Here is a 24,483-nt window from a genome sequence, read left to right as displayed (position 1 = left end):
CATGGGGCGGCTTTTCTTTTGGGGCATCAATGGTTGATATCGCCACCCTGGGAATTCGGATCGATTCCCGCGAAGCGCTGACCGCCGCGCAGTCGCTCGAACGCATGCGTGATTCCGGCGCGCGCGCCGAGCAGCAGGCGGCCAGCCTGGACGTGGTGACGCGCAAGCTGTCGCAGGCACTCCAACTGCTGGGCGTCGGTGCCGGCGTGGGCGCGATCATCCGGATGGCCGACGAATACACGAAGTTCACCGCGCAGTTGCAACTGGCCACCCAGTCGCAGCGCGAGTATGCCGCTGCTGTGGACGATGTGCGCCGCATCGCTAATACTGCTCAGCAGGATCTGGCCGCGACCGGCATGCTGTACGCCCGGATTTCCAACGGCACGCGGGAGCTGGGCGTGCAGCAGAAGCAGGTCGCGGCCATCACGGAGACCGTCAACCTCGCGCTGAAGGTGTCTGGCGCCACGGCCGCCGAGTCGGCATCGGCGCAGCTGCAGCTTTCCCAGGCTTTCGCCGCCGGTGCATTGCGCGGCGAAGAATTCAATGCCGTGAACGAGGCCGCACCGCGTCTCATGAAAGCGCTCGCCGATGGCTTAGGTGTGCCGATTGGGGCACTAAAGAAGATGGCGGAAGAGGGGTTACTCACAACCCGGGTCATGTCCGAAGTCCTCCCGAAGTCCCTCGACCCTCTGAAGGAAGAGTCGAAGCAAATCCAGACCATCGGCGGCTCATTCACCGTGCTGAAGAACAGCGTCATGGAGTTCATTGGCACCCAGGCGAAGGCCAGCGGTACCGTGATGGCGCTGACGACCGGGATCGAGGCGTTGGCGCGGAATCTCAACTTGCTGGCTGGCGTTGCTGGCACGGTCATGGCCGTTGCAATAGTGAATTGGCTCACCGCATGGACTATGAAGACCTACGAGCATATCACCGCAATCTACGCCCAAGTTGCCGCGGCGAATGCGGCACGCGCCGCCACTATTGCCAGTGCGGAAGCTGAGGTGGTGAGCACCGCCGCGACCACCGCTGGCTTGGCTGCCACCCAAGCATCAATCGTCGTAGCACGCGAAGAGACGGTGGCGCGCCTCGCGGTCGCGAACGCTAATATGTCGGCAACACAGGCATCTATCGCAAACACGGAGGCAAGCATTGCCCAGGCCCGCGCAGCTATCGCGGCATCGACCGCCGCCGGCGCGCTCAGCACGGCATTGCGCGTACTGCGCGACTCGACGCGCGAGTTGAATGTGCAGGAGGCGCTGCGCCGTGGTCTGCAAGCTGATCTTGCAATCGCCGAGCAGGCGCGCTCGGCATCGCTGGCCCAACTGGCCATCCTCGGGCAGCAGCAGACTCGCGTTAGCGCGCAGGTCACTGCGGCTACTGCCGCTCAGGCCGCTGCGCAAGCCACGCTCACGGCAGCGAACGGCGCGGCCGTCGCATCGGTCGGGTTGCTAAGCCGCACGATTGGCTTCCTGGGTGGTCCTATCGGCGCCGTCATTACCTTGCTGGGTCTAGCTGCGACTGCTTGGTCGGTGTGGGGGAAGAAGTCCGAAGATGGCAACAAGCAAGCAGTTGAGTCATTTGAACAGGCGCAGGTCCGCATCATTAAGGGGCTCGATGAGCGCATCGCAAAAAACGAAAAGTTGATCGAGCTGCAAAACAGCGGCATGTCGAAACCGCAAGCAGACAAGAATCTGCCCGTTATCAACCAGATCGATGCGGCACAGAAAAAGCTTGATTCTATGAACTCGTCCATGACCCTCGAAAAGGGGCAATCGTGGACCCAGTTCTTTTCGGAGAAACTCAGACTCGAGAATGGCATTGTTGAACTCCGCCAGAAAATGGCGAAGGACGATGCTATTGACAGGCTGGCGAAGGAAGGTACTCGTGCTCAGCAGTTGACGAAGTGGTATGGCGAGAACGGCACTGCAGCCCAACGTCTCGCCGCCGAGCTGGACAAGCTGAAGAAGCAATTCGGTGAAATCCCACCAGAAATGGAGAAGCTCGTTCGCGCGAAGTTCATCGACAAGGATGGTGCTGCGACGGCGAAAGCTACTGTTGAAGCTCGTGTTGAAGCGATCAAGGCCGGCATTGAGCACGAGCGCAACCTGCGTGTTGAGGGCGTGGCCCGTATCACCGAACTAAATCGCCAAGGTTTGGCCGGCGACACCGAGGTGTACAACGCCAAGCACGCGGCCGCGCTGGCCGCTGGGAAGGATGCGGCCGCAATCTTCGATGCGGAAATCGCCGCGCTGTCGGCTTACAACGGCAAAGATGCTGCCGAACGGATCGCCAACAACGCGAAGATCAAGGACCTCGGCGCTCAGCGCACCGAAGCCCTGCGCGCGTCGCTGGTAGCTGCCGATCAGCTGTCAAGCGCCTATGCGTATGACAAAGACAAGCCAGCCCGCGACGCTGAGGCAGCCAGTCGGAAGGAGATTGTCGCCATCAACGACCAGATCGACGCAACCGAGCGCCAGATCGCTGCATACAACAAACTGCCATCGGCCGTTACCGAGTCAACCATCGCGTTGCTCGAAGAGCAAAAGGCGGCACTGGCAGGTATCGAGGGGAGCGAGAAGGCGGTCGCCGACATCGACATGAAGATCGCCGCGTACTCGCGCTTGACGAAGGCGCAGAAGACGCTGCAAGGTCTCGACACCGGCACTGATGTTGCTCAAGCTGAGCGCCTGCTGAAGATCCTTCAAGCCGTGGATGATGCCGCCCGTCAAGCGGCGCAGGGCATGGCGGAATCGTTCGGCCGCGTCGGGTCCGCCATCGGCGGTCTGACCACGGCACTGACCGGGTACGCCGTCCAACAACAGGCCATCGCCGCGCAGTTGGCCGCGGTAAAAGCCGATCCAAAAAGCAGCGCGGAGAAGATCGCTCAAGCCGAAATTGCCGCGTCGAAGGCATCAGCACAGGCTCAGATTAAGTCGTATGGTGACATGGCTGGCGCCGCCAAGGGATTCTTCAGCGAGAACTCCAAGGGCTACAAGGTACTGGAGGCCACCGAGAAGGCTTTCCGCGCCTACGAAATGGCAATGGCCGTCGAGTCGATGGTCAAGAAGATCTTCTACAAAGAAGGTGAGGTTGCGGCTAACACGGCCCTGAATGCAACCAAGCTGACCGGGGAGGCTGCGACGACCGCAGCATCGACCGGATTGGCCGCAACCGAGGCGAGCGCCTGGGGTGTTACTGCCGTAGTGAAAGCCATCGCATCCCTGCCATTCCCACTGAATCTGGCCGCCGGCGCCGCCACGCTGGCGGCAGTGGTTGCGATCGGGGCAAAAGTGGCTGGTAGCTTGGGTGGTGGCGGCGCGAATGTGGCGCAGCAGCGCCAGGACGCACAAGGCACCGGCTCGGTACTTGGCGACTCCAGTGCAAAGTCCGATTCTATTTCCCGCGCCATCGCACTCACGGCGGAAAACACCAGCGTTGAGCTGTCCCATACCGCCGGCATGCTAGCGACGCTCAAGAGCATCGACAACAATATTGCCGGCCTGGGTAGTCTTGTTGTTCGTACCACCGGCATCACTGGCAATGTGGCGGCCGATACCGTTGGTAGCGCACAGGCGCTGACCCAATCTGTGCTTGGCAATATTCCGCTGATCGGCGGCGTCCTGGGTGGCACCGTCGGCAAGCTGGTTGGTTCGATCTTCGGTGGCGCCACCACCGTCGACGATACAGGCATCGTGGTGGGCAAGAACACCGTTTCCGGAATCGCAACTGGCGGCGTAAATGCGGACCAGTACACGGACACCACTAAGAAGGGAGGTTGGTTCAGCAGCGACAAGCACAATGCCGCGCTGAAGGACTTGGGTGCTCAGGTAGATGATCAGTTCACCAAGGTCATCCTGGGCTTGTCCGACAGCATCAACCAGTCGGCGGTGCTGCTGGGCGTGGGTGGCGACGCCTTCACCGCGCGCCTCAATTCCTTTGTGGTCGACCTCGGCAAGATCAGTCTGAAGGGGCTGACTGGTGAGCAGATCCAAGAGCAACTCGAAGCCGTGTTCTCTAAGCTTGGGGATCAGATGGCGCAGTTCGCGATTCCCGATCTGGGGCAGTTCCAGAAGGTGGGAGAGGGCTATTTCGAGACGCTCACCCGCATCGCATCAAACTATGCAAACCTCGACGCCATCCTTGCGTCCAGCGGCGCCACGTTCGGCCAAACCGGCTTAGCCAGCATCGCCGCTCGCGAGCGTCTCATAGAGCTTACCGGGGGCATTGATAAGCTGGCCAGTCAGCAGAGTGGCTTCAATGATAACTTCCTGACGCAGGCTGAACGCCTTGCGCCGGTGCAGAAATACGTCACTGACCAGCTGGCGGCGATGGGTCTGCAAAGCCTAGACACCCGCGACAAGTTCAAGGAGTACGTGCTGGGCATCGCCAACTCCGGTGCGTTGGCGACCGAAGCAGGTGCGCAGCAGTACGCTGCACTCCTGGCTCTGTCCGAAGCGTTTGCGAAAACCCATGCCGCCACGGTCGACTTGACCAAATCAGAGCAAGAAATCGCCGACGAGCGCACCGACCTGCAGAGCAAGCTCGACGAGCTGATCATGACGCAGGAACAGCTGGCAGCCAAGGCGCGCTCTGCGATCGACAGCCACAACCAGGCACTGTACGACCAGGTGCAGGCTGCCCAGGCCGCCAAGGATGCCATCGAGACGGCCGCCGCTGCCGCCGAGGCGCTGGCCAGCACCAACGCGAATTACCAGCACCAAATCGATCAACTGCTGGCGGCGCGCGAGGGTGAGGCGGCGGTGCGAGCTCTTGAGACTGCCGGCATGGCCGCGTCCACCGTCGCGCTCTACGACCGCCTGTCCGCGCTGAAGGAGGAGCAGGCGGCCGCGCAAGCGCTGGCGAACACGAATGCCGGCTACCAGCAGCAGATCGATGCCATCCTCAAGGCAAGCATGTCGGCCGAGCAGGTGCGTGCGATGGAGACCGCCGGGATGGCGGCCAGCACGGTCGCGCTATACGACCGCTTGGCGGCGCTGAAAGCGGTTGCGGCAGCGGAAGCGGCCGCGACGGCCGCGCAGGCAGCGATGGCAAAGGCGCTCATCGATGCTGTGTCGAATGCCTACGGCGACCTCCAATCCGCGATCGGGCGCGAAAAGGATGCGCTGGCAGCCATCTACCAGTCGGCGGCAGATGGTCTCCAGGTGAGCCTCGATAAGGTGAGTGGCTCCGTCTCAAATCTGCAAAGCCTGTCGGATGCATTGCACTCAACCTTGGATGGCATGCAGGTCCCCGGACAGGAAAAAGCCGAGCGCCAGGCCGCACAAGCGCAGATCGCCGCAGCGCTGGCCATTGCTAAGGCCGGCGGCCCGCTGCCGGACGCCGACAGCCTGAAAAAGGCGCTGTCCACTGTGAGCAAGGACGCGACCGGCCAGTTCGGCTCGTATCTCGACTACCAGCGCGATCTGTACACCACGAGGAACAACGTTGCTGGCCTGGCTGTCTTCAGCGATGCCCAGCTGTCGACCGAGCAGTTGACGCTGAAGGCGATCAAGGACCAGAAGACCGCATTGGACGAGGCTCACAAAAAAGAGCTGGTCAGGCTCGACGCCATGCTGGATCAGGCTAAGTCGCAGGTCGATACGCTCAACGGCATTCGCGCGGGCGTCGCTTCGATCCCGGAGGCGCTTGCCGCGCTCGCCGCTTCTCTCAAGGCCGCTTCTGCCAACCCGGTGGCCAACGCCGGTGCGACTACAGCAGACGCCTACAAGCAATATCTTGGTCGAGATGCAACGGCAAGCGAGATTGATTACTGGAAGTCTGAGGCGGCGAAGGGTGTCAACGTAGTCGGCGCCATCGCAAATTCTGACGAGGCCAAGATTCAAGAGCTCTATCGAACTCTTCTGGGGCGCGCCGGCGACGCCGCCGGCGTGAACGCTTGGGAGCAAGCGCTTGCCGCAGGGCAGACGCTTGAGCAAATCCGTGCCGGTTTCATGGATAGCGAGGAATACAAAAAGCTGCATGGAATTCCCGGGTTCGCCACCGGTGGTCTTCACCTGGGCGGCCTACGTATCGTGGGCGAGAACGGTCCGGAGTTGGAGGCGACCGGCCCGTCGCGTATTTTCAACGCCACGCAAACGGCGTCGATGCTGCGCGGCGGAGGTGACAACAGCGAGCTGCTTGCGGAGATGCGAGAAATGCGCCGCGAAATGGCGCAGTTGCGAGCCGCCGGCGAACGCACGGCCAATAGCAGCGAAACCAGCACGGGCCTGTTCAAGCGTGTCATTCGTAATGATCGGATCTACGCATCCACCAAAGAGGAAGCGACCGCATGAGAGTAACCGTTCCAATCACAGTCACCGACGCAATGCTGGTCAGCAGCACGCTGGTGGAGGCGCCACCGGCAATGCACGCGATGGACACGACGTATGCCCTGGGCGCCACCGCAAGCACCGGGGTCGTCGGTGGTTTGATCACGGTCTGGAAATCGCTGCAAGCTGCGAATGCCGGCCACGCGCCGGCGACCAGCCCTACGTGGTGGCAGAACATCGGCACGACTTACTCGGTCTACGACCCCACGCGAACCTACGCATTGAATGATCGGGTGATCGATCCTGTTGCTCATCTGGTATACGAGTCGCGGATCGATGGCCCGAATCTCAATCAGCCGCTTGCGACCGGCACAGCCTGGCTTGACCTCAAGATGCCGACCAACAAGTGGGCGGCCTTCGATGATCTGCGCAACACCCAGGCCGAGGCGCCGGTCGATATCGTGCAGGAGATCCAGCTGACCGATCGCGCAAACACGATTGCTGTGATAGGACTCGATGCGCGAACTATCACCATCAAGCAAACGGTCGGCGGAGTGGAGAAGTATTCGGTCACAGCAAACCTCAGCAAGCGGAAAAGCCGCGGCTGGAAAGCCTGGTATTTCGGCTCGTTTGAAAGCCGCACCAGCGTGCAGTACTACGACCTGCCGCCGTATCGCAATTCGCGCATCTCCGTGACCGTCAGCAAGCCCGCCGCTGGCCGGCGCGCGGTGGGCGGCATCATCATCGGCAACGCCGTCTACATCGGCGATGCGCAATATGAGGCGACATCGGATCACCTCAACTTCTCGAACGTCGAGCGCGACAAGTTCGGCAACCTGTCGCTCGATCCGGAGCGGTCGGTGCCGAAGGTCGACCTGCAGGTGTGGTTCGACAAGTCGCTGACCAGCCAGATCATGAAGCTGCGCGAACAGCTGAACGGCCGCCCGGCCATCTGGTCCGGCCTCGACGACTTCACGCTCGACTGGTTCGAGCCCCTATTCATTTTTGGCATTCACAAGGAGTTCAGCTTGAACCTGAAAGGCTTTGACTACGGCGTCATCACCCTGCAAGTGGAGGAGATGTAATGGCCATTACTGCTCCAGTCCATGCGGACGCTTTGCCGGTGGCACCCTCCATTGATCGGCCGGATGACTTCGACCCCGAAGCGGATGCTTTTGCGGCGGCGCAAGGTCCGTTCGGCATCCAGATGAACGCACTTGGCGACAACGTATATGCGAATGCGCTGGCCGTGCAGACGCTGGCCGCCGCAACCGACAGCAATGCCCAAGCCGCAGCCACCAGCGCCACCCAGGCGTCGGGCCACCGTGCGGCCGCCCAGCAGGCCGCATCAGATGCAGGCGGCTATGCTCTGGCGTCGTCGAACAGCGCCACGGCCGCCGCCAGCTCCGCAACCGCTGCGCAAAACAGCGCCACCGCTGCCGCTGTCGCCGCCACCAGCCTGACGGCGACCAGTGCGACCTCGATTGCGGCCGGCACCGGCGACAAAGTGTTCGTCATCGGCGGCGGCAAGCAGTTCCCGGAGGGCGAGGTCGTGGCCATCACCAGCAAGGGCGCACCTGGCATCCGCATGTTCGGCACGGTGAAGAGCTATGTCGGCACTGCCCTGACGGTGATGGTCGATGGCGTCGAGGGTGCTGGCACGCGAGCGGACTGGGTCATTGGGCCGGGTGGACAGCAAGGCAAACAGGGCATCCAAGGTTTGACTGGCGGCGTGAACGGCGGCAGCCTGACCGGACAGTTGGTCGAGCGGAAGGCTGCGAACATCACCGCTGCTGCCACGATCAACATTTGGGCCGCTGACGGCAATTCCGCAACGCTGGTCGGCGCGACGGCTGTTGTCAGCCTCGGTGAGTCACCGCAGCCTGGCGCCAAGTTCACGCTGATTGCCGCCGCCGCTACGCCGCTGATCAATGGCGCAAACCTGGTGCTGCCTGGCGGCGTGGATTACACGACCACGGTCGGCGACCGGCTGGAGATTTTTGCCGAAACCAGTACCAAGATGGACGTGTCGATCTTCAAAGCGGATGGTGCGCCGGTGATCGGCGGTGCTACGTATGTCACGCGCACGGCCAACGTCATGCTGACGCGGTCCGACACCGGGAAATTCATCGACATCACCAGTGGCACTTTCACGCAGACTTTCGACAATCTGGCCAACCTTCCCGCGAGCTGGTCAGTCTGGATCCGGAATAGCGGTAGCGGCGATATCACCATCCCAGCTTCGGACGACCGCACGAACTGGATCATGTACACCGGAGAGACGCGCCTGTTCATGAAGGATCAGGTGAGCCTTACGCTTAAATCGATTGTCGAAGTGTCGTTCCAAAAGACTATCGTGACCTCGGGCTCCTTCAGGACCCCGCCCGGCTACACCAGTCTCACCCTGGAGCTGTGGGGTGGCGGTGGTAGTGGTGCAGCTACGGCGTACGCGAGTGCAGCCTTTGCCACTGGCGGAACAGGCGGCAGTTATATTCTTACTACTATTCCTGTTGCCGATATTTTGAGTGTCAGCCCAGATGTGACCACCACTGTAGGCGCAGGCGGGCTTGCTGTCGGGGCTTCTGGTTCTCAACTGTCGAACGGCAACCAAGGCGGCAGTACAACGTTCGGCACATACGCTACTGCCAATGGAGGTGTTGGAGGAACTGCACTGGCAGGTTCCACCAATTTCGCTACAGCACTATCCACGGCGTCGTCCCCATTTGGTGCACAACTCACCATCAGTGGGGGCATCGCTAGTTACAGCGGCACTAACAACCCGGTGCCCGGAGGGGATACCCATAAAAGCGGGGCTGGCGGCGGCAGTGCCGGCGGTCCTGCCACTACGCAATATACCTCGTACGGTGGTACTTCTATCTACGGTGGTAAAGGTGGAGACGCAAATCTTCCGGGTAGCGCTGGTGTGCCCATGGCTTCAAATCAGGCGTCCCAGGCAGGGGTAGAGCCCGGAGGTGGTGGTGGTGGATGTAAGGCCAACAGTGGCTTTGTCTCTACATCAGGCGCTGGCGCACGCGGGCGCATCATTGTTAGGGGGAACATCTAATGCGGGCTCATATTATCGAGAATGGCCGAGTAGCCAATACCATTGAGGTGGAAGACCTCGACGTGTTCCCCGGCCTGTTGGATGCCGATCTGGGCGGCCAGATCGGCGATTACTACGACGAAGCCGCAGGCACGTTCACGACGCCGGCCGCGCCAGTGCAGGTGCCGGAAGAAGTGACGCGGCGCCAGGGTCTTCAAGCGCTGTATCTGAACGGGGTCTCGCGCACAGACGTGCTCGCGTTCATCAACGAGATGCAGGACGAGACTGCGCGCGGCCTGGCGCTGATCGAGTACGAAGAGGCGACCACGTTCCGGATCGACAACCAACTGGTGATTGCGGCTGCCGCGCACTTCAATCTAGACCTGACGGCGCTGTTCATTCAAGCCAACTCCCTGTAGCCGGCGCGCCGGTGCTATTTTCCCGATCCGCTTCGGCGGACTCTCTCGCCATGAAAGAAACCATGCCTGCAATCGAAACCACCACCGCCGGCGGCGCCGCGCTCATCAAAATCTTCGGCGTGCCGGTGCTGGCGGGCGCCGCCGCCACAGCGCTCGTGTTCCTGTTCATGTGGCCGCGCACGCTGCGCGAGGCGTTCCTGCGCCTGACCAGCACCATCGCCGCCAGCGGCATCTTTGGCCCGTTTGCGGTCATGGCGTTGCACAGCTGGTGGCCGACGTTGTTTGACTCGGCGCGATCGGTGACCGTGCTGTACGGAGCCGACCCCGCGCTGGGCGTGCTGTTCATCGCCGGTCCGGTGATGGTGCTGGCCGGCCTGCCAGCGTGGTGGCTGATCGGCGGCGTTATCCGCTGGCTGGATCGCCGGCGCGACAAGGACATTGGCGAGATCGCGCACGATGCCGCAGAAATCGTCAAAGACGTGCGAGGTGCGCTGTGATCACCGCCAACCAACTTCAGCAGATCATGCCGCAGGCAGGTCAGCGCCGCATCGCCGCCTACCTGGCGCCGCTGAACGCCGCCATGGCCGAGTTCGGCATCAACACCCCGGCGCGTGCTGCGTCGTTCCTGGCGCAGATTGGGCACGAATCCGGGCAACTTCAATTCGTGCGCGAGCTGGCCAGCGGCGCCGCATACGACACCGGCACGCTGGCCGCCCGGCTGGGCAACACACCACAGGCCGACGGTGACGGGCAGCGCTACAAAGGGCGCGGCCTGATCCAGATCACCGGCCGCACGAACTACGCCGCGTGCGGCGCCGCGCTCGGCCTAGACCTGTTGGCGCAGCCTGAGCTGCTGGAACAGCCTGTGAATGCCTGCCGATCGGCGGCGTGGTTCTGGCGCACTCACGGGCTCAACGAGCTGGCCGACGCCGGCGACCAGGTGCGGGTGACGCGGCGAATCAATGGCGGTACGAACGGGCTGGCTGAGCGCTTGGCACTGTTCAGCGTCGCGCAGCGGGTGCTGGCATGCGCGCGCGCGTGAAGATCTGCACCATGAGCGACAACCAGGTCGCATTCGAGTGCCCGGGCTGCGGCGAGATCCATGTGCTGCCGATCGGGCCGGCGGCGGACGGCCACCAGCGTCCGGTCTGGGACTACAACGGCGACCCGGTTCGCCCGACGTTCGCGCAGTCGGTACTGGCTCGAAATGGGCACCACATTGATGGCGACAAAATGGAGTGCTGGTGCAACTACGAAGAGCGCACCGGCCGCAATTCACCGTTCAAGTGCGGCATCTGTCACTCATTCGTCACCGACGGCATGATCCAGTTCCTCGGCGATTGCACGCATGCGCTGGCCGGGCAGACCGTGCCGCTACCCGATTGGAGCTGATATGGATGTGACCAAAATTGCTGGCGGCGCCTTGGCCGGCCAGATCTGGAGGATCGCCGCGCTGGTGCTGTTGACCATCCTGCTGGCCGGCGGTGGCGCCGGCGGCGCACTGTGGTGGTCGGCGGCGGCCGCGCGCGACAAGGCGCTGGCCGACCTGAGGGCGGAGCAGGGCGTCACCGCAGAGTTGCGCGCCGGCGTTGATGCGCAGAACCGCGCGATCGTGATGTGGCACGAGCAGGCCAAGGCCGCCGAGGCTCGCGGCGCCACCGCCCGGCAGGCCGCCGAGGTCAGCGGCCGGCGCTATGAGCAGGCGCTGGCGCAGCTGGCCGGCGCGCGGCCGACGACCTGCGTTGAGGCGATGCCCTACGTGAACAAGATGCTGGAGAGCGTGCGATGAACCAGAAACCCTTCAAATTTACCAATTTGGCAGGATTGGTGGCGATGGTGCTGCTGGCCGGCTGCGCCGCCACGCCGGCGCCGGTGACTCAGCGCGTGGACGTGCCGGTTCCCGTGTTCTGCGTGAAGCCGGGTGACGTGCCGGCGCGGCCCGACTACGCCGTGGAGAAGCTGGCGCCCAGCGCGTCGGATGGCGAGAAGGTCTTGGCGCTGGCCAGGGATTGGCCGCAAGGTCGAAAGTATGAGGAGGCGCTAGAGGCGATCGTAGCCGGGTGTCTAAATTAGGTGTTGCACCGTGCTAATATAAGCAACCTTGGTTAGATCAGAACAGATCATGAAGATATTAAGACTGACGGCGTATTATCTTGCGTTGTTTGGCGTGCTCTTCACGCTATTTGAGTTTTGCAAGGTTCCAGGCGACCGAGTCGCAGGTGTAGTTACAGCGGCCGTTGGGTATATTGCACTGCTAGTATATGCACTCGGTAGATCCAACGAGTTGGAGAGTGCGGCAAAGATAATTGTGCTCGATATAAGGAACGCGGAATCAGCAGTTGAAGGCGTGAAAACGCACGATACGCCCCAATCATGGTTTAAGGTTATCTGGCCTGACAATACTTGGGCGAAGTATAAACATCTCTTTGTTGGTGAATTAAATCCTGATGAGTTCAGGTTAGTCGATCAGTTTTTCCACAATTGGGCTGGGCTCGCGCGCACGCGTGAGGATGCATTTTCTTTTAAAGCTCAAGCCCTTGTGGCGAAGGCGGCTGCAGGTTCCAATATGCTGGTTCAGTTAGATAGGAACGCTCCCGACTTCAAACAACGTCATTCTGACGTTGCTAAACGCATAGACGACGATGATTGGCTATTTCAGCCAGCCGATATAATCATGCGTAGTCAGATTTTTCTGAAAGCGTTGGACCCGATTTCCGGAACGGTAGCGTTCTCGAAGTTGTTGAAAATTGCCCGTCTAGATCTCTCATGAGGGGCCATCGTTGCGGTTTGTCGATCAAAGGTTATTTATAGCAATCCCATCTGCGTACCTAGGGGCGGCGTGATCAGTGTGGATTTCTTCTTCTGCAGCGGCGCCGGCTACTCCCATGCCTGCATCAGCTTGGTCGGGTGGTGTCGCAGGAAGTCAAACATATAAGCACAAACTTCGACAGCTGGCTTGGCGAGTGTGATAATGGCAACTTTTGTTGTTGCTGTACCTTCGATTTAGCTTAAAAGCGTGGGCGAAATTTGGGCGAAAAATGGGCGAAAATCCAGACTTTTCCAAACCACCCCAAACAAACGCCATTTGAAGTAAGCCTTATTTCTATTGTGTCTCCGGTAGTTTGGGGAAGTTGCTGACAAACATAGGCAATTTCTGTATAATCTGCTTTTGCGCCTATAGGAAATGCTATGCGTCTACTCCAAAAAGCACTCACATTCGATGACGTGCTGCTCGTCCCAGCGTACTCCAACGTTCTTCCAGCGGATACGTCCCTCAAAACCCGTCTGACTCGCAATATCAGCCTGAACATTCCTCTGCTGTCGGCAGCGATGGACACGGTCACCGAGGCCCGCCTGGCGATCGCCATGGCGCAAGAGGGCGGTATTGGCATTATCCACAAAAACCTGAATCCGAAAGATCAGGCCCGTGAAGTGGCGCGCGTCAAGCGCTTCGAGGCCGGCGTGCTGCGTGATCCGATCACCATCCCGCCGACCATGAAGATCCGCGACGTCATCAAGCTGACCGAGCAATATGGCATTTCCGGCTTCCCTGTCGTCGAAGGCAAGGAAGTGGTCGGCATCATCACCAACCGCGACCTGCGTTTCGAACAGGAGCTGGACGCCGAAGTGCGCGCCAAGATGACCCCGCGCGACAAGCTGGTGGTCGTCAACGAAGACGCCGACACCACCGAAGCCAAGCGCCTGATGAACAAGCACCGCCTGGAGCGCGTGCTGGTGGTCAATGACGCCTTCGAACTGAAGGGCCTGATTACCGTCAAGGATATCCAGAAGTCGACCGAACACCCGCTGGCGTCGAAAGACTCGCAAGGCAAGCTGCTGGTCGGCGCCGCCGTCGGCGTCGGCGCCAAGGATGAAGAGCGGATCGACCTGCTGGTCGCCGCCGGCGTTGATGTGCTGGTGGTGGACACCGCCCACGGCCACTCGCAAGGCATTCTCGACCGCGTGAAATGGATCAAGACCAAGTATCCGCATGTGGACGTCATCGGCGGCAACATCGCTACCGCCGCCGCCGCCAAGGCGCTGGTGGAGTACGGCGCGGACGCGGTCAAGGTCGGCATCGGTCCTGGCTCGATCTGCACCACGCGTATCGTCGCCGGTGTTGGCGTGCCGCAGATCACCGCGATCTCCAATGTGGCCGAGGCGCTGGAAGGCACCGGCGTGCCCTGTATCGCCGACGGCGGCATCCGCTTCTCGGGCGACATTTCGAAGGCGCTGGCCGCCGGCGCGTCGACCGTGATGATGGGCTCGATGTTTGCCGGCACCGAAGAGGCGCCGGGCGAAGTGATCCTGTATCAGGGCCGCTCGTACAAATCGTATCGCGGCATGGGCTCGCTGGGCGCGATGTCGGACGGTTCGGCCGACCGCTACTTCCAGGACGCCACCATGAAGGCCGACAAGTTCGTGCCGGAAGGTATCGAAGGCCGCGTGGCTTACAAAGGCTCGGTGCTGGCGATCATCTTCCAGCTGGTGGGCGGCGTGCGCCAGTCGATGGGTTACTGCGGCTGCGCCACCATCGAAGAGCTGCGCAACAAAGCCGAGTTCGTCGAGATCACCTCGGCCGGCATGCGCGAATCGCACGTGCACGATGTGCAAATCACCAAGGAAGCGCCGAACTACCGTTCCGGCGACTAACTCCCTTGCAAACGCCGGCGGCCCACGCCGGCGTTTTTCTATAGTTATCCAACTCGTTCAAACTCCATGCACTCTAAAATCCTCATTCTCGATTTCGGCTCCCAAGTGACCCAGCTGATCGCGCGCCGCGTGCGCGACGCCGGCGTGTTCTCGGAAGTGTATCCGTATGACGTCAGCGACGAATTCGTGCGCAACTACGGCGCCGCCGGCGTGATCCTGTCGGGCAGCCACAGCTCCACGCTGGAAGGCGACGCACCGCGCGCGCCGGCCGCCGTGTTCGACCTGGGCGTGCCGGTGCTGGGCATCTGCTACGGCATGCAGACCATGGCCGCGCAACTGGGCGGCAAGGTCGAGAACGGCAAGGTGCGTGAGTTCGGCTACGCCGAGGTGCGCGCGCGCAACCACACCAAGCTGCTGGACGGCATTGTCGACTTCGTCACCGACGAAGGCCACGGCATGCAGAAAGTCTGGATGAGCCATGGCGACAAGGTGCTGGACATGCCACCGGGCTTCGTGCTGATGGGCGATACGCCGTCGTGCCCGATCGCGGCGATGGCCAACGAAGAGAAAAAATTCTACGGTGTGCAATGGCACCCGGAGGTGACCCACACGGTGCAGGGCAAGGTCATGCTGAGCCGCTTCGTGCACGAAATCTGCGGCTGCAAGTCGGACTGGAACATGCCTGACTACATCTCGGAAGCAGTCGAGAAAATCCGCGCGCAGGTCGGCACCGATGAGGTGATTCTGGGCCTGTCGGGCGGCGTTGATTCGTCGGTGGCGGCGGCGCTGATCCACCGCGCCATCGGCGACCAGCTGACCTGCGTGTTCGTCGATCACGGCCTGCTGCGTTTGAACGAAGGCAAGATGGTCATGGACATGTTCGCCAAGAACCTGGGCGTCAAAGTGATCCGCATCGATGCCGAGGACCAGTTCATGGGCCACCTGGCCGGTGTTGCCGATCCGGAGCAGAAGCGCAAGATCATCGGTCGCGAATTCGTCGAGGTGTTCGACCGCGAGTCGGGCAAGCTGGTCAACGCCAAATGGCTGGCGCAGGGCACCATCTATCCGGATGTGATCGAATCGGCCGGCAAGGGCAAGAAAGGCCAGACCATCAAGTCGCACCACAACGTCGGCGGCTTGCCGGAGCACATGAAGCTGTCGCTGCTGGAGCCGCTGCGCGAACTGTTCAAGGACGAGGTGCGCAAGCTGGGCGTGGCGCTGGGCCTGCCGCATGACATGGTTTACCGTCATCCGTTCCCAGGTCCGGGCCTGGGCGTGCGCATCTTGGGTGAAGTGAAGAAGGAATACGCCGACCTGCTGCGCCAGGCCGACGCCATCTTCATCGAAGAGCTGCGCAATACCCCCTACGTACCGACCGTGGTGCCTGGCTTCGACCAGGACGCCGTGCCGAAGAACTGGTACGAAGCGACCTCGCAGGCGTTTGCCGTGTTCCTGCCGGTGAAGTCGGTCGGCGTGATGGGCGATGGCCGCACCTACGAGTACGTGGTGGCGCTGCGCGCCGTGCAGACGCAGGACTTCATGACCGCGCACTGGGCGCACCTGCCGCATGAGTTGCTGGGCCGGGTTTCTAATAGGGTCATCAATGAGGTCCGAGGAATTAATCGTGTCGTCTACGATATTTCCGGAAAACCACCTGCTACCATCGAGTGGGAGTGAGGTTGCATTCTAACTCATTGATTTTATTGGGTTAAACTGATGCCATTGATGAGCCTTCCTGCATCGTCAATGGCATTTTTCATGGCATGGGACCTGCACGAGCAGGAAGGATTTAGCGATTCCATGTCATGGTCGGCAGTTACGATATGGTATCTAAACCTTAGATTTTGTTTTGCCCGCGCTTGAGCTGAGCACTAATTCCTCTGTGCTAAGCACGTAATCCGAATTATTAGCAAGGCGTTGAACCGCCAGGTCAATGAATGCCCGGGTGCGTGCTGGCTGCGAGGTCTTGCTGCCAAAATAGACGAAATAGCTCGCGAAGTCAGGCATGTGATCGAGCAGGATTGGAATCAATTGTCCTGTGCGGATGTATGGTGCCGCCGTGACTCCCGCGAGTTGCCCAAGTGCCTTGCCCGCAAGCACAGCCTGAAGTTCGAACAACTCGTCGTTGCTGCAGATCGCCGGTACGACCGGCTGATCTACTGTCTGCTCACCGAGCTTTACATGCCACGGTACGACTTTACCGGTCCCTGGATGCCGGAACGCGCTGCAGCGATGCTGTGCCAGCGCAGCCAGCGTTTGTGGCGCCCCGTGCTGCGCGAAGTAGCTTGGCGCGCCACAAATGACCATCTGCAGCGGAAACAGCCGCCGAGCGATAACGCCTTCGTGGGGCGATGCCCCCAAGCGGAACCCAACATCGACGCGGTCTTCCACCCAGTTGCCGACACGATCTTCGAGCAGGACATCCGGCTGAATACCCGGATGAATTTCACAGAATTCCTCAACCAGCCGCCAGAGAAGCGGCTGGAACGTGGTCCGAGGGCCAGCAATTCGCAAAGGACCGGCGAACTCGTCCTTTGCCGTGCGGGCGTTCAACAGTGCACGCTGCATACTGAGTACGGCCGGCTGCACATCTTCAAGCAATCGCTGCCCAGCATCGGTCAAGGACATCACACGCGTCGTGCGGTGAAATAGCCTGGCGTCCAGGTGAGACTCCAGTTGAGCGAGTGCCTTGCTTGCTGCCTGCGGGCTGATTCCGAGGTCCTGCGCCGCCTTGCGCAGGCTGCCCAATTCTGCTGCCTTGATGAAGGTCGTGATGGACCGAAGTTCGTTGATAGCCATAAGTAGTGCCTCCCTCGATGATTATCATCAATTTGATGCGGATAAATCAATCGAATTGTCACTATTCAGATGTCAGTGCTTTGTCTAAAGTGAATCCCGACAAACATCGAAAGGATCGGCCCATGAACTTCGTCACCCTGAACAACAAAATTCAAATGCCTGTCGTTGGTTACGGCGTTTTCCAGATTGCAGACGCCAATGAATGTCAGCGGAGCGTCGTCGACGCCATAGAAACGGGCTACACAGGCTCATCGACACCGCTGCCTCCTATATGAATGAAGAGGCGGTCGGTAAGGGACTTCGTGCAAGCGGCGTTCCGCGCGAAGAGCTCTTCGTAACTAGCAAGCTCTGGGTCCAAGATACGGGCTACGAACGCACGCAGCAGGCCATCGAGAAGTCGCTGCGTCGCTTGCAGCTCGACTATCTGGACCTCTATCTGATTCATCAACCCTTTGGCGACGTGCATGGTTCTTGGCGTGCGATGGAAGACGCCTACCGTGCCGGGAAGGTTCGCGCAATCGGCGTCAGCAATTTCCACCCGGACCGCTTGATGGACATCTTGGCGTTCAATGAGATTTCGCCCGCAGTCAACCAGGTCGAGGCCAACCCTTTCCAGCAGCAGGCGGAGAGTGCCGCTTTCATGAAGGAGATTGGCGTACAAGCCGAAGCCTGGGCGCCGTTCGCGGAAGGGCGTAATGGCCTGCTCCAGAACGAAGCATTGCTGGCCATCGCCTCGCATCACGGTAAAACGGTTGGCCAGTTAGTGCTGCGATGGCTGATGCAGCGTGGCATAGTGTCGTTGGCGAAGTCGGTGCGCAAGGAGCGCATGGCCGAGAACATCGCGATCTTTGACTTCGCGTTGGATCAGACCGATATGGACCGCATCCAGGCGCTCGACACCAACACGAGCAGCTTCTTTTCGCACCGTGATCCGGCTGTCGTCAAGTGGATGTCCGAGCGCAAGCTCGACATCTGAGCGCTGGCCATGAGTAACGCTATGCCCGATTCACAGGCGCAAAACGCCAACACAGTGTTGGCAATCATCGTAGCCAGCTACCTGATGATTGTGGTCGATATTTCCATCGTCATCACTGGACTGCCGCGCATTCAGGCCAGCCTCGGTTTTAGTGCCGCTCAACTCTCATGGATAACCAATGCTTATACGCTGACGTTTGGTGGGTTGCTATTGCTTGGCGCGCGTGCCGGCGATATCCTGGGGCGGCGTCGCATGTTCATTGCGGGCCTATCCTTGTTTACGCTGGCGTCGATGGCGATTGGGATAGCGCAGTCGGCTGGCTGGCTGCTCACAGCCCGCGCAATCCAGGGCGTTGGGGCAGCGGTGCTGGCACCGTCCACGCTGGCGTTGTTGTCTACCCACTTTGCTGAAGGACCCGAGCGCAATCGCGCACTGTCGATGTACGCCGCAGCGGCAGGCGTCGGGGCAACGCTGGGCCTGGTACTGGGCGGCCTGTTTGCTGATCTGGTTTCGTGGCGCGCCGGCTTCTTTATCAATCTCCCCATCGGCCTGTTGCTGATCGTTGTCGCCAGACGGCACATCGTCGAGCCGCCAATGCGTCCTGGCCGCTTCGACGTGGGCGGTGCAATTTGCTCGACCATGGGGATGACGGCACTGGTCTATGGACTCGTGCGTGCCGCCGAGGCTGGTTGGCATGACACCTTGGCGCAGTCGGCGCTGTTCGGTGGCGTCATCTTGACAGCAGTATTTGTCCTGATCGAGCGCCGCATCAGCCAGCCCATCCTGCCGTTGCGTTTGCTGGCAAACCGCGAACGCGCGGGTGCCTATCTGGCGCGCATGCTCTTCCTCGGCGGCGCCGTGGGCTTCTGGTTTTTCTCCACGCAGTTCCTGCAGGGCGTGCTGCATATGCGGCCCTTGCAGGCGGGCCTCGCCTTCCTGCCGGTAACGCTGCCCAACTTCGTCGCGGCGATGGGCGCACCCAGGCTAGCGCGGCGCGTTGGCAACGGCTCACTCATTCTGGCGGGCTTGTCGCTGGGCGTTGCTGGATTGCTTTGGCTAGGGCGGGCCGATGCCGGAGCGAGCTATTGGACGAGTGTTGTGCCGCCGATGCTATTAATCGGACTGGGCCAAGGTTTGCTACTAGGCCCTTTGACTGCCGCCGGAGTGGCTGGAGTCGCTCGCGATGACGCCGGGGCTGCCTCGGGCTTGGTTAACGTTGCCCATCAGCTTGGCGGAGCATTGGGACTCGGCTTGCTGGTGCTGGTCTTTGCCGGCGCAGCACCTATCGGCGCTCATGACAGCCAGGTGCTGGCCCATCGGATTTCAGCGGTCATGGACGCCGCTGGCCTGCTGCTTACTCTGGCGCTGATAGTGTCGTGGATTTTTATCGTACTTCCGCGTCGCAAAGTGAAACCCAAGCAACTGGAGGCAATATCGTGAAATCAATGATCTGTATGGCGCTGGGTGCTATAGCGGCCATCACAAGTGCGCGGGCCTCGCAGCCGCAAGTCGTTCAGCAAACTGTTGCAGTACGATCTGATGATGGGGGCGTTGCCATGGACGCCGCGCAGCATGCTGGTTCCGAGCAAGCGCTGGCGTCCGCCATGAGGGATTTCAGCCGAACCACCTGTGCCACCATGCTCGTCTTGAGCGCCATGTTCATCCCGATGATCGCGCTGGCCTCCAGCGCGGTCGGGGAAATTTACCGGCAGTTCATGGCGGCGATGGTGATCGCCATGTGGTTGACGATGCTGCTGGTGCTCGCCGTGGCGCCGGCATTGACACGGATGTGGCCACGCCGCGCGGGCCGGCCCATCGCCGCCAGCGCCGCTTCGCTGCCCAGACGATGCGCGCGCATGTTCATGCTATGCGCCGGTTTTGTCGCGGCGCTTGTCTGGGCCTTGCCAAGCGACAGTCTGGTCGGGTAGCAATTTCATGATCATCATGTCGGTGACGTTGCATACGGCCTCATGGCGTTTGCGCGCCGCCGAACGCTTGTTCGATGGCAGCGCCTGAAAATCAGGGGCGCTCAGTGGCGCGCAGATCAGTTCAAAATCGCCATCCGCGCGCGCAGTCGCGCCGCATTCCTGCCAGAAGGTGTCGTAGTCGGCGTGCACCTTGCCCTGTTGCCGCGCCCGGTGTACGACGCGGTTGTTGTTGCCCACCAGGCGCAAGGCCGCGCAATTGAGCTGCGCGCCCAGCGCTTCCAGTAGTCTGATCATCAGGTGCTTCGGGCGCAGACCGTGCAGTTCGCGGGTCGCCTCGCGTATCAGTTGCAGACCGACGCCGCACTGCGGACCTTGCATGCAGCCGATTCCCAGCACCATCCGCTGCTGTTCGACGAAAAAGGTGAACGCGCACGAGTACACCAGCGTGTCTTCCTTGAGCAGTTGCAGCACCAGTTCGCCCTCGCGCTCCATCGGCTCGACTGCCCGCAGCACCACACGATACGCGTCGCCTGTCTTGCCGGTCACGCTAGCCAGATCCACCGGCTTGTAGGCGGCGTGCAGAATCAGTTTTTCCAGCCCCAGCTGCTGCACGAAACGATAGTGCCCGGCCAGCAAAGTCACTCGCCGTGCGGGTGAAAACGCGTTGCTGAGATACGGCCGGTATATTTTGCATACCAGCCGGGGGCGGGCGACAACCAGCGCCCGGATCCACGCTTGGGAGTTGAGCACGGCCAGCCAATCACGTGTCGCATGCCGATGCAGCCACGCCCGCATGCACAGTTTGATGGTTTCGCGCAACTTGGGTAAGCCGATAAAATCCTTGGCGCCCGAGCGGACGGTAATCGTCGGCCAGTCGGCGTCCATGGTTGGTCTGGTCAGCCAAGCGTCGTAGTTTCTAGTGTTCATTGTGGTAAATCCGGTAATTTCATGCCTGATGGCGGTCAATATCGGAAGCGTAGGCAATGAATGTGCAAACAACGTTGGCGAATCGTGTAGATTGGATGACGGGCTGGCGGGCCGTCTCGGTGGAAGTGCGGATTCTGCGATATCGAAATGGATATCAGTCGCGACAAAAAAGTAATTGGCTCATTGCTAATGCAGGGGCTACATTGCTAATGAAATGTTACCGCAAACATTTTTTGCGAGGCTAACATGAAGGGCCGACATGCGAAATGATAAGACCCGCCAACAGGGTCACATAGGGGACAATCAATGCGGGATGATGCGGACAAAGGCTGCGGCGCTTTGGGCCGCCATTTCGCTACATGCCGTCAGGCGCAGCCGCTGACTCCCCCGATCCGATCTGTCTTTCCAATAGCAACCCGTCAGCGATGGCGCGCGCCATAACCAGGAGGTGCACACATAATCAATAGCAGTTGCCTTAATCCACGGATGATTTTTTATTAAAAAAACAGGAGACGTAATGAAAAAACCAGTCAAGCGCACCATGCTTAATCTTGCCGTGGCCAGCGCCTGCGGCATGCTGGCGATGCCGGGCTATGCCCAGCAAGCACCAGCCGAAACACCCGCCGCGCCCGCCACGCCGGAACCCGAAGAGGCGGTTAAAACCGTGACCGTGTCCGGTTCGCGCATCGCCGCGCGCGGCTTCACCCAGCCGACGCCGACCACCTCGCTGACCTCCGCCGACCTCGACAAGGTGGCCAAACCGAATATTTTCGATGCGCTGACCGAACTGCCTGCGTTGCAGGGCAGCACCGGCCGCACCACCAATACCTTCAGCACCTCCAGCGGCATCCAGGGCTTGTCGTCGCTGTCGCTGCGCGGCCTCGGCACGCTGCGCACCCTGACGCTGCTCGATGGCCAGCGCGTGGTCGGCGCCAACGTGACCGGCGTGACCGACGTCAGCCAGTTCCCGCAATTGCTGGTCAAGCGCGTGGACGTGGTGACCGGCGGCGCGTCGGCCTCCTACGGTTCGGACGCCATCGGCGGTGTGGTCAACTTCATCACCGACAAGAAGTTCACCGGCTTCAAGACCAATCTCTCCGGCGGCATGACCAAGTACCACGACGACAAGGGCGCCACCGTACAGGCGGCCTGGGGCAAGGGCTTCGCCGACGACCGTCTGCATGTCACGTTGAGCGGTGAGTTCAGCAAGCAGAACGGTATCGATTCGCCCGGCTTCGGTGAAGTGGGCGCGGGCGGCCGCACCTGGTACAACAATCCGGCGCTGCAGGAATCGACCAAGGACATGCAGGCGGCTGGCGCACCGCGCTACCGCAGCATCGTCAACGCCCAGCACATCCAGTACGCCAAGTATGGCCTGATCACCAACGGCCCGCTGCGCGGCACGGCCTTCGGCCCCGGCGGCACGCCCTATCCGTTCCAGTACGGCACCGATTGCGTCGGTAACTTCTGTATCGGCGGCGACCGTTCCGGCAGCGTTGGCGCCGGCACCAATCTGGCGATGAACTTCAAGCGTCAGGTCGCTTACACCCGTGTGTCGTGGGATCTGGACGCGGACAATGAAATCTATGTCACCGGCAACTGGGCGCAGGTCACCTCGGCCTTCTCGCCAAATCCGGGCGCGGCCAAGCAGGGCAATCTGTCCATCCGCTGCGACAACGCCTATCTGCCGGCTTCGGTCGCCGCGGGCTGCGCCTCGGGCTACCCAAGTGGCGTGATGTCGGTCGGTACCGCGAATGCCGAGTTCCCATCCAACATCAACGTGCACCCAACCCGGACCCAGCGTCGCGTGGTGCTGGGCGCCAACGGCAAGTTCCAGATGTTCAGCAAGGAATGGTCGTATGACGCTTATGCCGAGCATGGCGAGAACAAGACCGTCATCCAGGTCAAGGACATCACGCTCAACCCGCGCTATAACTTCGCCATCGATGCGGTCCGCGATGCCAATGGCCAGATCGTCTGCCGTAGTGCGGCGGCGCGCGCGGCCGGCTGCCAGCCGATCAATATTTTCGGCGACAACCCGATCAATATCGCCGGCTGGAACTACATCGCGCCGACCAACGGTCCCTTGCAACACACCGACTCGACGCAAAATGTTGTTAGCGCTAACATCAATGGCGAGCTGGCGCAAGGCTGGGCCGGCCCGATTTCGGTGGCGTTCGGCGCCGAATGGCGGCGTGAGGAATACTCGGTGTTTGGCGACCCTTACGGTGCCGGCGCGGCGGTCGAATCGCCTTACCGTCCCGAGTATCCGGCCGACCCGACGCTGTCGGTCACCGGCGACAACTGGTTCGCCGGCAACTACCACAACGGCAAGGGCGCGTTCAACGTCAAGGAAGCTTATGTTGAGCTCAATATTCCCTTCCTGAAGTCGGCCACCTGGGGCGAGGCCAATCTGAACATCGCCGACCGCGAAGAGAAGTACAGCACCGCCGGCAAGGCGCGCGCCTGGAAGCTCGGCGCCACCTGGCAGACGCCGATCGATGGCCTGCGCCTGCGCGCGGTCTCGTCGAGCGACGTGCGGGCGCCGAATCTGTCCGAGCTGTACGCGGCGATGACGGTCACCAATCAGGCCGTCAACAACAACCAGGGTCAATCGATCCAGATCCAGCAGCGCAACGTCGGCAACCCGGCGCTGAAGCCGGAAGTGGCGCGCAACAATTCCTTCGGCGTGGTGCTGAGCCAGCCGAGCTGGGCGCGTAACTTCAACTTCTCGGTCGATTACTACGACATCAAGGTCCAGAACGTGATCAACTCGTTGAATCCGCAGCAGGAAGTCGACCTGTGCTACGGCGGCAACCAGCAGGTCTGCTCGGCGGTGTCGATCAACGGCTCCGCGGGCACCAATTATGTGCTGGCGCAGAGCTTCAACTTCGCCTCGCTGCACACCCGCGGTGTCGACTTCGAGACGGCCTATCGTAAAAACATGAGCGACTTCGGCCTGCCGGGCAGCGTCACGCTGCGCGGTCTGGCGACGCGCATGATCCACTCGATCTCCGACCCTGGCGTGCCAGGCACCACGCCGAGCGAAGGCGCCGGCGCCATGACGGGCGCCACGCCGAAGTGGAAAGTAATGCTGACGCAGTCGTGGGACGGCCTGGCCAGCGGCAAGCTGGGTCTGAACCTGAGCCAGCGCTGGATCAGCTCCGGTGTGTTCAACAACGAGTACATCGAGTGCCAGACCAACTGCCCGGTATCCACCGCGGCGCACCCGACCATTTACGACAACCACATGCCGGGCGCGTTCTACATCGACTTCGGTGGCAACTACAGCTTCTCGAAGCAGGTCAGCGGCTACTTCAAGATCGACAATCTGGCCGACCGCGCGCCGGTGATGGTGCCGCAGACTAATCTCAGTCTGGGCCTCAATCCGGCGCTGTACGACTCGGTGGGGCGCACCTACCGCGTTGGCGTGCGCATGAACTTCTAATGACCGGAGCTCACACGACAC

General features: G+C 61.1%; 17 protein-coding genes and 1 pseudogene. 16 read left to right on the top strand and 2 right to left on the bottom strand.

The features are described 5' to 3' along the window. The first annotated feature begins 29 nt into the window (after nt 1–29). From GTP44_RS03770 to guaA, 12 genes are all read left to right on the top strand, one after another. Nucleotides 30–6,293 carry a tape measure protein gene (locus tag GTP44_RS03770; protein WP_161018378.1) on the top strand — a complete coding sequence of 2,088 codons (6,264 nt, stop codon included), beginning with the start codon at nt 30–32 and terminating at the stop codon, nt 6,291–6,293. Further along, the gene (locus GTP44_RS03765; protein WP_161018377.1) at nt 6,290–7,354 is read left to right on the top strand and encodes a hypothetical protein; all 1,065 of its coding nucleotides are present in this window, start codon (nt 6,290–6,292) and stop codon (nt 7,352–7,354) included. The genes GTP44_RS03770 and GTP44_RS03765 overlap by 4 nt, the downstream gene beginning before the upstream one ends. After that, complete coding sequence (locus GTP44_RS03760; protein WP_161018376.1) at nt 7,354–9,333, top strand: glycine-rich domain-containing protein; 1,980 nt, start codon at nt 7,354–7,356, stop codon at nt 9,331–9,333. Before GTP44_RS03765 ends, GTP44_RS03760 begins: the two co-directional genes overlap by 1 nt. Beyond that, a complete protein-coding gene (locus GTP44_RS03755) occupies nt 9,333–9,731 on the top strand; it encodes a hypothetical protein (RefSeq protein WP_161018375.1) in 399 nt (132 codons plus the stop codon). The genes GTP44_RS03760 and GTP44_RS03755 overlap by 1 nt, the downstream gene beginning before the upstream one ends. Nucleotides 9,732–9,793: 62 nt before the next feature. Next, nucleotides 9,794–10,228: a hypothetical protein gene (locus GTP44_RS03750; RefSeq protein WP_229256766.1), complete on the top strand. Its 435-nt coding sequence runs from the start codon at nt 9,794–9,796 to the stop codon at nt 10,226–10,228. Nucleotides 10,229–10,254: 26 nt separating this feature from the next. Continuing rightward, entirely contained in the window at nt 10,255–10,773 is a 519-nt protein-coding gene (locus tag GTP44_RS03745; protein WP_161018507.1) for a glycoside hydrolase family 19 protein, read from the top strand. A gap of 11 nt (nt 10,774–10,784) precedes the next feature. Beyond that, nucleotides 10,785–11,123 (top strand): ubiquitination-like system serine protease family protein, encoded by a 339-nt coding sequence (locus GTP44_RS03740; protein ID WP_229256765.1) that lies wholly within the window; start codon nt 10,785–10,787, stop codon nt 11,121–11,123. 1 nt (nt 11,124) lies between these two features. Further along, on the top strand, nt 11,125–11,520 hold the full coding sequence (locus GTP44_RS03735) for a hypothetical protein (RefSeq protein WP_161018372.1): 396 nt from the start codon (nt 11,125–11,127) through the stop codon (nt 11,518–11,520). Further along, a complete protein-coding gene (locus tag GTP44_RS03730; RefSeq protein WP_161018371.1) occupies nt 11,517–11,804 on the top strand; it encodes a hypothetical protein in 288 nt (95 codons plus the stop codon). The genes GTP44_RS03735 and GTP44_RS03730 overlap by 4 nt, the downstream gene beginning before the upstream one ends. Before the next feature lie 49 nt (nt 11,805–11,853). Beyond that, the gene (locus GTP44_RS03725) at nt 11,854–12,501 is read left to right on the top strand and encodes a hypothetical protein (protein ID WP_161018370.1); all 648 of its coding nucleotides are present in this window, start codon (nt 11,854–11,856) and stop codon (nt 12,499–12,501) included. A gap of 419 nt (nt 12,502–12,920) precedes the next feature. After that, the gene (gene guaB / locus GTP44_RS03720; protein ID WP_161018369.1) at nt 12,921–14,384 is read left to right on the top strand and encodes an IMP dehydrogenase; all 1,464 of its coding nucleotides are present in this window, start codon (nt 12,921–12,923) and stop codon (nt 14,382–14,384) included. Between the two features lie 66 nt (nt 14,385–14,450). Further along, complete coding sequence (gene guaA / locus GTP44_RS03715; RefSeq protein WP_161018368.1) at nt 14,451–16,061, top strand: glutamine-hydrolyzing GMP synthase; 1,611 nt, start codon at nt 14,451–14,453, stop codon at nt 16,059–16,061. A gap of 153 nt (nt 16,062–16,214) precedes the next feature. Here guaA and GTP44_RS03710 read toward each other — a convergent pair whose 3' ends face one another. Next, nucleotides 16,215–17,183 carry a LysR family transcriptional regulator gene (locus GTP44_RS03710; protein WP_161018367.1) on the bottom strand — a complete coding sequence of 323 codons (969 nt, stop codon included), beginning with the start codon at nt 17,181–17,183 and terminating at the stop codon, nt 16,215–16,217. A gap of 122 nt (nt 17,184–17,305) precedes the next feature. Here GTP44_RS03710 and GTP44_RS03705 point away from each other — a divergent pair. The 3 genes and pseudogenes from GTP44_RS03705 to GTP44_RS28165 all read left to right on the top strand — a co-directional run bounded on the left by GTP44_RS03705 (nt 17,306) and on the right by GTP44_RS28165 (nt 20,087). Next, a pseudogene (locus GTP44_RS03705) lies at nt 17,306–18,159 on the top strand (aldo/keto reductase). 21 nt (nt 18,160–18,180) lie between these two features. After that, on the top strand, nt 18,181–19,599 hold the full coding sequence (locus tag GTP44_RS03700) for an MFS transporter (RefSeq protein ID WP_371867135.1): 1,419 nt from the start codon (nt 18,181–18,183) through the stop codon (nt 19,597–19,599). Nucleotides 19,600–19,604: 5 nt separating this feature from the next. After that, nucleotides 19,605–20,087: an efflux RND transporter permease subunit gene (locus tag GTP44_RS28165; RefSeq protein ID WP_371867141.1), complete on the top strand. Its 483-nt coding sequence runs from the start codon at nt 19,605–19,607 to the stop codon at nt 20,085–20,087. Here GTP44_RS28165 and GTP44_RS03690 read toward each other — a convergent pair. Next, nucleotides 20,025–20,972 carry a DUF535 family protein gene (locus GTP44_RS03690; RefSeq protein ID WP_161018364.1) on the bottom strand — a complete coding sequence of 316 codons (948 nt, stop codon included), beginning with the start codon at nt 20,970–20,972 and terminating at the stop codon, nt 20,025–20,027. The genes GTP44_RS28165 and GTP44_RS03690 overlap by 63 nt on opposite strands. Nucleotides 20,973–21,531: 559 nt before the next feature. Here GTP44_RS03690 and GTP44_RS03685 point away from each other — a divergent pair. Continuing rightward, nucleotides 21,532–24,462: a TonB-dependent receptor domain-containing protein gene (locus tag GTP44_RS03685; protein ID WP_229256763.1), complete on the top strand. Its 2,931-nt coding sequence runs from the start codon at nt 21,532–21,534 to the stop codon at nt 24,460–24,462. Nucleotides 24,463–24,483: the final 21 nt, after the last annotated feature.

The sequence above is a fragment of the Duganella lactea genome, assembly GCF_009857505.1.
GTDB lineage: Bacteria > Pseudomonadota > Gammaproteobacteria > Burkholderiales > Burkholderiaceae_D > Rugamonas > Rugamonas lactea.
Note: the sequence above shows the minus strand (reverse complement) of the source record. Positions and strands in the feature narration are given on the sequence as shown.